The following is an 8877-nucleotide window of genomic DNA, read 5'->3' as shown; positions in this document are numbered from 1 at the left end:
CACGGTCACCGGGCAGTAGCGCTCGAGCGTCGTCAGGAACCCGGTGCCGCGGCGCAGCGTGGCCTCCGTGGCCGGGGTCGCGTGCACGGTCACCCCGCGACCCTCGCGCAGCAGCAGCAGGCCGAGCGTGTGGTCGATCTCGGCGTCGGTGAGCAGCACCGCCTCGAGCGGGGTGGCCCGGCCCTCGCGGGGACGCAGGCCGGGGCAGGCCGTCATCTGCTGGCGCACGTCGGGCGAGGCGTTGACGAGGAACCACCGGTCGTCGGCCTCGACGGCGATCGAGGACTGCGTGCGGGGGGTCGCGGCGCCGACGCGGGCCGCCCGGCAGCCGGCACACGAGCAGTTCCACTGCGGGAAACCGCCGCCGGCGGCCGCTCCGAGCACCCGTACCCGCACGCGGCCTCCTCGCCGTGGGACGCGGCCGGACGGACCGCACGCGCGGCCGCCCGACTCGTGGCAACAGGCCTCGACCGGCCCGCCCCCGACCGTAGGAGTGTTCGCGATCACGTCCCACCCGCACGGCGGCATCCCCTCCGGACGGACGGGTCACCCCCGCCGTCCGGACAGCGGCCGAGTTCCACTCCCGGGGGTGGGCGTCGTCGCCGACGATCTCCCGGGAACCCTGGTGACATGACCGTGGAGGTATGTCCCAAGCGCATGGTGTTCGGGCCCTGCGGCGGCGTCCGTCCCGAGGGCGCCTGCGAGCTCGATGTGGCGCTCCCCTGCCCGTGGGCCGCCGGTGACCCGGCCCCGGTCCGCCGCTGGGACGGCCCCACCCCGCCGCGGATGCCGCCGGTGCCGGGCGGGCTGCTGGACACCGCCACGCGGCGCCCCGTCGTGCTCACCGACCTGTCCGTCCCGCCCTACGACGTGGCCACCCTGCGCGACGTCGCCCGCCGGCTCGCCGAGCACAGCGACGCGCTGCTGGTCGGCGAGCACCACGACGTGCCCGACTTCCCGCCCACGATGATGGCCGCCGAGCTGCACGCCGCGGGCGCCCGGCCGTGGATCACGCTGACCTGCCGCGACCGCAACCGCGTCGTGCTCGAGCAGGAGCTCGCGGGGCTGGCGGCCCTCGGCGTCGAGGGCGTCCTGTGCGTCACCGGCGACGGACGCGGCCCCGGAGTGCGCCCCGAGGTCGGCCGGGTGTTCGACCTCGACTCGACCCGCCTCGCCCACCTCGCCGCCGCCGCCGGGCTCGTCGCGACGTCCGCCCTCGCCCCGGCCGCCCCGCCCGCGGACGCGCGGGCGCGGGTGCTCGCCGAGAAGGGGCGGGCCGGGACCTCGCTGGTGGTCACCAACCACGTGGGCCGGGCCGACGAGCTCGACGCCTCCCTGACGCGGGTCCGCGCGGCCGGCGTCGACCTGCCGGTGATCGCGGGCGTCGCGCTCTACACCGACGAGGCCACCGCCCGTGGGCTGGCGGCGCTGCCCGGCCTGGAGCTCGACGAGGAGGCCGTGGCGGCCGTGCTCACCGCGCCCGACCCGGTCGAGGCGGGCATCGAGACCGCCCTCGCCGAGGCGCGGGCGCTGCTGGCGGTGCCCGGCGTCGTCGGGATCAATCTCTCCGGTGTCGGCTCGCGCGCGGGCTGGGTACCAGCGGCCGACATCAAGGCGGAGGTGGGGCGACGGCTCGCTGCGGAGCGGGTCACGGCCCCGTCGTGATTCGGTCCGCGCGGACCGGTGGAGGTGGCCGGTGCTGCCCGCCGAGGGGTCCGGGGGGACCCTGGACGACCTGGGGCCGACGGGCGCCGACCCGTCGCTCGAGGCCGAGTTCGACACGGTGGCCGCGTGGACCGAGGCGGCGGTCGCCGAGCTCGGCGAGGACCACGCGATCCCGGCGGCGTGCCGCGGGTCCGGTAGCCCGGCCGACCTCGGCTGGCTCGCCGAGGGCCTCGACCTCCACCCGGACGGCCGCTTCCTCGACGCCGGGTCCGGGCTCGGCGGCCCGACGGCCTGGCTGATCCGGGAGTACGCCGACCGCTGGACGGGGCCGGCGGTGCTCGCCGAGCCGATGCCCCACGCCGCGGCCGCCTCGCAGCGACTGTTCGACCGGCCCGCGGTGGCCGCCTGGACCGAGCACCTGCCGCTGCGCGACGACGCCGTCGACGCCGCCTGGTGCCTGGGCGTGCTCGACACCACCGACGACAAGCGCGCCCTGCTGACCGAGCTGCACCGCGTGCTGCGCCCCGGCGGGCACCTCGGCCTGCTCGTGCTGGTCGCCCGCCGGGAGCTCTCGGAGGCCTTCCCGAGCAACAGCTTCCCCAGCGACGACTCGCTGCACGACGACCTCGCGTCGACCGGCTTCGAGGTGCTCGACCGGCGGGACTCCTCGTCGCTGCCCGGCCCGCCGCCGGAGTGGACGCGACGCGCCGAGGCCGTCGGCGAGGTGATCGCCCGCGACCACGGCGACCACCCCGAGCACCGGGAGGCCGGGCACCAGCACGAGATCCTCGGGCGGCTGATGGACGCCGGGGAGGTCGTCAGCGTGCTGCTGCGCGTCCGGCGGAGCTGACCAGCTCCTCGCAGGAGGCGGCGAGCACCTCGGCGGCCTCACGCACGCCCCGGTCCGCCGCGACGTGGCCGGCGAGGCGCTGCCACCGGGCGCGCTGCTCGCGCGCGGCGGTGTCGATCTCCTCCGGCCCGGCGTCCGCGGCCAGGCCCAGGCGGGCCGGCGTCGACGCGCCGTCGCGGCCGAGGAGGCGGGCGGCGGACTCGCGGTGGCCCTCGGGCAGGACGGTCCGGCCGGCGCGCAGCGCCTCGTCGAGCTCGGACTCCGCGAGCTCCTGCGCCCCGGCGGTCCGCACGCGCTCGACCTCGAAGAGGACCCGCCGACCCCACGGGTCGCTCCCCGCCCGGCGGGCCAGCGCGTCCACCCCGTCGAGGACGGCCCGGGCCCGTACCCGCGCGGCGCGGGGGCGGCAGTCCTCGGTGAGCACCGCGACGAGCCGCTCGACGCCGGCCCCGTCGGGCGCGCCGGGGCCGGGCAGCACGAGACGCAGGACACCGTCCTCGTCGGGGGCGTCGTCGCCGGTGTCGTCGTCACCGGGGTCGGGGGTCGCGGTGCGCACGTCGACCGTCGGCACGGCGGCGAGCCAGCCGGGCACCCAGGTGCCGGCCTCGCCGTGGCGCAGCAGGACGAGCACGTCCACCACGTCCTCCGGAGGGAGGGGCCCGACCGCCGCCAGCGCGGAGAGGTCGACGACGACGCCGGGTCGCGGCTGGGCGCCGGCGAGCGTCCGCGCGGTCGCCGTGGCGTCGGCCGGGTCCGGCCCGGCGACCCCGACCCGCCACAGCGCCCCGCAACGGGCGAGCAGCGCCGCGAGCGGTCCGGCCGCCGGGTGCCGCGCCGGGGTGCGGGCGAGCACCTGCCGCAGGAGGTCGATCGAGGCGTCGTAGAGCGCCGAGCCGGACGGCGGGAGCACCGGAGGCGGGCCGGCGGGCGCGGCCGGGTCGGGTCCGCGGCGGGGCGGCCCGAGTCGCGGGAGCACCGCCGGGATGCGGCGCACGACAGCCGCCGGCGTCGGCGGTGGCTCGGGCGCCGGCTCGGGTGCCGGCTCGGGGGCCGCCGCTTCGGCGGGCGCCGGTTCGGGGGCCACCGGCCCGGCGGGTGCCGCGGCCGCGGGGGTGACGGGGGCAGCGGCGGCGGCCGGCAGCGGCACCTCCACGCGCACCGTCGTCCCGGCGCCCGGCGCCGACTTGACGTCGACCCGCCCCGACACCGCCGCCAGCCGCGTCGCGAGGTTGCGCATCCCGCGTCCCGGGCCCCGGCCCGGCCCCGCCGGCTCCGGGGTGAAGCCCGGCCCCTCGTCGCGCACCACGGCCCGCAGCACGCCGTCGACCTCGGTGAACCGTACCGAGATCGGGGCCCCGTCGGCGTGCTTGCGGGCGTTGTTCACCGCCTCGAGGGTGCTGAAGTACACGGCGGCCTCGATGGCCTCGTCGTGCCGGGACACCCCCTCGCCGGCCACCGTCACGGGGGGTTCGGCCTCGGCGAGGTCCGCCCGCAGGGTCTCCACCGGCCCGAGGCGGCGCAGCGTCGCCGACGACACCCCGCTCGCGGTCTCGGCGAGCACGGCCTCGGCGGTGTCGAGCTGCCCGACGAGCAGCCCGAGGCGCTCCTGGGCCTTCTCCAGCTGCCCGGCCGACACCAGGTGCTCGACGAGGCCGAGGGTCAGGCGCAGCGAGACCAGATGGTGCTGGGCGCCGTCGTGCAGGTTGCGCTCGATGCCGCGCCGCTCGCTGTCCATCTCCGACACCAGCCGGCGCCGGGAGACTGCGATCTCCTCGGCGTGGGCGACCGCGGCGCGCAGCTGGCGCTCGAGCTCGATCTCGAGGCGGTGCGCGGCGAGCACCCCGCCGAGCCCGTCGGCGACGTCGGCGACCAGCCGGCGTCGCTCGTCGCCCCCGGCGAGGGCCTCGCCGTCGACGGCCAGGGCGCCCACCTCGACCCCCTCGTGCCGCACGGGGAAGGACGCGTCGGGCTCTCCCACCCCGCTCCCGGAGGCCCGCCAGCGCGAGGTCCGGTCGCTCATGCCGTCCCGGTGGGTGGTGAGCCGGACGGCGCGGGCGCCCAGCGCGCGCCCGACCGCCTCCGGGAGCCGGTCGAGGTCGGTGGGGTCGCCTGCCGTGCGCCGGGAGAGCTCGGAGACCTCGGCGAGCACCCCCGCGGGCGTCGCCCGTGTGCCGTAGAGCAGGCGCTCGGCGAGCCGCTCGGTGCGGGAGTGCACCGGCTGCCACAACGCCGCGACCACCACCGCGGCCACCACCCAGCCCGCCACGATGGACCCGGTGACCGCCTCGGTCACCGCGGCGAGCAGGACGGCGAGGCCGCCGAGGGTCACGACGACGACGAGCGCTGCGAGCCCGCCGCGCAGCCACCGCTCGGCCGGCCGGGCCCGCCGCGCGGCGAGCACCGCCAGCGCGATCACCGCGACGGTGAGGCGGGCGAACCAGAACAGCAGCGCGGTCGGCTCGCCGCCGAGGGCGCTGTGGCGGGCGGTGGGGTCGTCCAGGGTCAGTCCCGGGCGGCCGAGCAGGACCAGGACCACGGTGAGCACCGCGAGCACCGTCGCCGCGCCGAGCGAGGCGACCAGCACGCTCGTCAGCAGCCGCGCCCGGGCCCGGGCCTCGGGCGTGGGGGCGCGGCGCACGGCGGGCGCGATCGCGGCGATGCCGAGCACCGGCACCACGAAGCCGAAGAACACCACGCAGCTCACCGTGTGCGGCAGCAGCGCGGTCCCCAGCCCGGCCGCGAACAGCACCACACCCGCGACCACGGGCACGGCGCGGCGTCGCACCGGGGTCCCGGCGATCTCGGCCGGGAGCAGCAGCAGCGCCCCGGCGAACGAGGCCCCGGCGACGCCGTGCAGCAGGACCTGGTGGGCCTCACCGATGTCGATCCCGGTGGCCTCCTGCACCGCCAGCGTGGCCGCGTGCGCCTGCAGGTTGAACGCGCCCGCGGAGCCCACCATCGCCAGCGCCAGCAGCCGGCCCGACCAGGAACGCCCGCCCCAGCGCAGCAGGACGACGGCGACGACGAGCTCGACCCCGCTCGCGAAGTAGTCGACGACGGCCTGCCCGGGCGGCTCGTTCAGCGGCGTCGTCACCAGGGCGCCCACCGTCAGCCACACCAGGGCCAGCACCGAGACCGCGCCGAAGACAACCCAGAAGGCCGCCAGCCACCACCGCTCGCCACCGCCCGTGGACCTCGTCGGGGCGGCCACGGGGCGGGCGGCGCTCGTCGTCACCATGGCGACCCCACCAACGGGCGCAGCTGGGTGGGCAGCCGGGCCCGCAGCACGGTCCGCCCGCCGTCGTCGACGGCCACCTCGAGGGAGCCGCCGAGGGCGGCGAGCCGGTCGGCGTCGTCGGCGAGGGCGGCGCGGGTCGCGTCCGGGTCGGCCCCGGCGTCGGTCACCCGGACCTCGGCGTGCTCGTCGCCCTGCTCGAGCGCCAGCTCCAGGGGTCCCTCGCCCTCGCGGGCACCGCCGAGCAGGTGCAGGGCCGCGGCGGCCGCGTAGTAGAGCCCGGACTCGACCTCCCACGGCAGCCGCGCGGCGAGGCGGCCCGTCAGGCCCACCGGCCGGGGCAGGTCCGCGACGACCTCCTCGAGCGCGGCCCGCGGCCCCTGGTCGCGCAGCACCGCCGGGTGCACGCCGCGTGCGATCACCCGGAACCGGTCGAGCAGCTCCTCGAGGCGCTCGCGGGCGGTCTCGAGGTGGTGGCCCGCGAACTCGGCGGCCTCCTGCCGGGCGGGGTCGTCCTCGGGCTCCTCGAGGCCCTCCTCCAGGGACTCGCCGAGCGCGGCGACGGCGGTCCGGAACGACGCGAGGCGCTCGGTCGTCGCGCCCCCCAGCTCGCCGACCAACCGCCGACGTTCCACCTCCCGCGCCCGCCCGAGCCGGCGCCGTGACTCCTCGGTCTCGCGGGCGAGCTCGTCGGCGCGCGCGACCCGCTCGGCCAGCTCGGCGCCCCGCGCGGCCACGCGGAGCAGCAGGCCCGCGCCCGCGCCCGCCTCGGCGACGAGGTCGCGGTCCGCCGCGGTCACGGCCCGTCCCGGCTTGCCCAGGGTGAGGACCGCGCGCAGCTCGCCGCCGTCGACGAGGGGCAGGGCGTGGTCGACGTCGGGGCGAACGAGGAGCTCGACCAGCGAGGCGACCCGGTCCGGGGCGGTCTGGGCTGCGAGGCCGTCCGGGACGGCGAGCCAGACCTCGGCGTGGGCCGCGTCGGTGCCCTCGCGCAGCACCCGGGCGAGCGCCGGGAGCGACGGCGGCGCGGTGGCGGCGACCAGCGCGGACCGGCCCGCGGGACCGGCGGCGGGCTCGTCGTCGCCGCGGCCCCGCGCCATCAGGGCGAGGACGCCCGCGGCCAGCCCGGCGCCCCCGAACGGCGCGAGCAGCGGGCCGATCGCCGGCCCGAGGACCGCCTGGCCGACCACCAGGGCCACGACGAGGCACACGGCGACCACGGCCACGACGGACAGTGCCCGCCACACCGGTGCCGTGCCCGTCCGGTCCATCGTTGCGCCGCTCCGTCCCCGTGCGTCGAGCACGGAGAGTAGGCGGGTCGCGGGCGACGCGGTAGGGGGATCCGGCGGGTGTCAGTTCTCGCCGCGCTGCGAGCGCAGGTAGGTCAGCACCGCGAGCACCCGGCGGTGGTGCACGGAGGCGTCGCCGTGCAGGCCGAGCTTGTCGAAGATGCTCGCGATGTGCTTCTCGACGGCCTTGCCGCTGACGTAGAGCTCGCCGGCGATGCCGCCGTTCGAGCGGCCCTCGGCCATGAGCCGCAGGACGTCGCGCTCGCGGTCGGAGAGCCTCGCCACCACGTCCTTGCGGTCGTTGCGCGGCCGCTCGACGAGGCGCTTGGCCAGCACCGGCTCGATGACGATCTCGCCGTCGGCGATCCGGGACAGCGTGTCGGAGAGGACCTCGACGCTGCCGACCTTCTCCTTGAGCCGGTAGCCGACCTTCTCGGTCCCGATCTCGAGGATGCGCACCAGGTAGTGCGACTCGGCGTAGTGCGACAGGAACAGCAGCCCCATGTCCGGGTGGGCCGCGCGCAGGCGCTCGGCGGTGACGAGGCCGCCGTCGGGCTCCGGGGGCATGCGGATGTCGAGCAGGGCCACGTCGACGGGGTCGTTGGCCAGGGCCGCGACCAGCTCGTCGCCGCCCGCCACGCAGGCGACGACCTCGTGCCCGGCCGCCTCGAGGAGCATGACCAGGCCCTGGCGGAAGAGGGCGCCGTCCTCGGCGAGCGCTACGCGCACGGGAACCTCGCGGTGATCGAGCCGCTGGTGACGTCGACGGTGCCCCCGAGAGGGCCCGCTTCGTCCAGGACGGAGGGGGCGAGCACGGGGTCCGCCCCCTCGATGACCACGACCACGACGTCCTCCTCGGATGCGGATCCGTCTTCCGTCCGGATCCTGACGGCGAGCGGTCCGGGCGACGATTCCAGACAATCCACCAGGGCGAAGTACACCGCACCCTCCACCGCGGGCTCCGCGCGGTCCGCGGTGACGTCGAGGGCGACGTCGGCGCCGCGGGCAGTGACGAGCTCGCGCAGGGCCGGGCCGAGCCCCGCCTCGTGCAGCAGCGGGGGGTAGATCTGGCCCGCGACCGCCCGCAGCTCCTCGAGGGCGGCCGCCACCTCGTCCTGGAGGGCGTCGATGTCGCGGCGCAGGGCCCCCGGTGCGGGGGCATCGCGGTCGAGCGCGCCGAGCCGCAGGGCCATCGACGAGATGCGCAGCGCGGCACCGTCGTGCAGCTGGCGCTCGAGGCAGAGCCGGCGACGCCAGCGCTCGCGGTGGCGACGGCGGTCGTCGCTGGCGTCGCTCATGGCGCACCAGGGTCCCGGCCGCGGGTCCCGGCGGGCAGGGGGTCCGCCCTCCGGCGAGGTAGGGCTGTCCCCCTTGACAGCGGCCGGCGCGTCGGGTTCGTGATCATGACGCCCGGACCTCCCCCGGCCGCTGCGGATGTCATTACGATGCGTGGGCCACGCGCGGAGGGAGAGGCCGTGACCCATGTCCTCGGGGTCGACCTGGGGGGCACCGCCGTCGCCGCGGCGGTCGCCACCGAGGACGACCGCGTCGAGATGGTCGCCCTCGGGGACCGGTCGACCACGGTGCCCGCCATGGTGCACCGCCGCGACGAGGCCTCGCTCGTCACCGGCGAGCTCGCCGCCCGGCGCGCGGCGGGCGACCCGGCCCACGCGGCCTTCGGGGTCCGCCGCCGTCTCGGGGAGCCCGCGCCGGTACTGCTCGGTGAGAGCTCCCAGCCAGCGGGCGACCTGCTCGCCGCGATCCTGCGCGACGTCCTCGCCCGCGGCACGGCGGTCCGTGGGGAGGCCCCCCGCCGGGTCGTGCTCACCCACCCGGCG

Annotated in this window: 8 protein-coding genes; 3 read left to right on the top strand and 5 right to left on the bottom strand. The window is 78.0% G+C overall.

The window, feature by feature from the left end; genetic code table 11:
- On the bottom strand, positions 1–396 hold a 396-nt coding region (locus VGH76_RS12675), incomplete at its 3' end, for an MBL fold metallo-hydrolase (RefSeq protein ID WP_331557042.1).
- Positions 397–630: 234 nt separating this feature from the next.
- Between VGH76_RS12675 and VGH76_RS12670 the strand changes: the two genes are divergently transcribed.
- On the top strand, positions 631–1665 hold the full coding sequence (locus VGH76_RS12670; RefSeq protein ID WP_331557041.1) for a methylenetetrahydrofolate reductase C-terminal domain-containing protein: 1035 nt from the start codon (positions 631–633) through the stop codon (positions 1663–1665).
- A 31-nt stretch (positions 1666–1696) separates the two neighbouring features.
- Positions 1697–2515: a class I SAM-dependent methyltransferase gene (locus VGH76_RS12665; protein ID WP_331557040.1), complete on the top strand. Its 819-nt coding sequence runs from the start codon at positions 1697–1699 to the stop codon at positions 2513–2515.
- On the opposite strand, the gene VGH76_RS12660 is transcribed toward VGH76_RS12665, so the two are convergent.
- The 4 genes from VGH76_RS12660 to VGH76_RS12645 all read right to left on the bottom strand — a co-directional run bounded on the left by VGH76_RS12660 (position 2484) and on the right by VGH76_RS12645 (position 8337).
- Entirely contained in the window at positions 2484–5753 is a 3270-nt protein-coding gene (locus tag VGH76_RS12660; RefSeq protein ID WP_331557039.1) for an ATP-binding protein, read from the bottom strand. The two genes, VGH76_RS12665 and VGH76_RS12660, sit on opposite strands and share 32 nt — an antisense overlap.
- On the bottom strand, positions 5747–7021 hold the full coding sequence (locus VGH76_RS12655; RefSeq protein WP_331557038.1) for a hypothetical protein: 1275 nt from the start codon (positions 7019–7021) through the stop codon (positions 5747–5749). Before VGH76_RS12655 ends, VGH76_RS12660 begins: the two co-directional genes overlap by 7 nt.
- An 81-nt stretch (positions 7022–7102) precedes the next feature.
- The gene (locus VGH76_RS12650; protein ID WP_331557037.1) at positions 7103–7768 is read right to left on the bottom strand and encodes a response regulator transcription factor; all 666 of its coding nucleotides are present in this window, start codon (positions 7766–7768) and stop codon (positions 7103–7105) included.
- Positions 7759–8337 (bottom strand): histidine kinase, encoded by a 579-nt coding sequence (locus VGH76_RS12645; RefSeq protein ID WP_331557036.1) that lies wholly within the window; start codon positions 8335–8337, stop codon positions 7759–7761. The genes VGH76_RS12650 and VGH76_RS12645 overlap by 10 nt, the downstream gene beginning before the upstream one ends.
- Before the next feature lie 177 nt (positions 8338–8514).
- Here VGH76_RS12645 and VGH76_RS12640 point away from each other — a divergent pair.
- Positions 8515–8877: Hsp70 family protein (locus VGH76_RS12640; protein ID WP_331557035.1), on the top strand; the 363-nt coding region annotated here is incomplete at its 3' end.

It is taken from the genome of Actinomycetospora sp. (assembly GCF_036497585.1).
Taxonomy (GTDB): Bacteria; Actinomycetota; Actinomycetes; order Mycobacteriales; family Pseudonocardiaceae; genus Actinomycetospora.
Note: the sequence above shows the minus strand (reverse complement) of the source record. Positions and strands in the feature narration are given on the sequence as shown.

Bases quoted from the DNA above. Each gene is read 5' to 3' on its own strand.
- VGH76_RS12670 (WP_331557041.1), top strand. From the start codon at position 631: ATGACCGTGGAGGTATGTCCCAAGCGCATGGTGTTCGGGCCCTGCGGC.
- VGH76_RS12660 (WP_331557039.1), bottom strand. From the start codon at position 5,753: ATGGTGACGACGAGCGCCGCCCGCCCCGTGGCCGCCCCGACGAGGTCC.
- VGH76_RS12655 (WP_331557038.1), bottom strand. From the start codon at position 7,021: ATGGACCGGACGGGCACGGCACCGGTGTGGCGGGCACTGTCCGTCGTG.
- VGH76_RS12645 (WP_331557036.1), bottom strand. From the start codon at position 8,337: ATGAGCGACGCCAGCGACGACCGCCGTCGCCACCGCGAGCGCTGGCGT.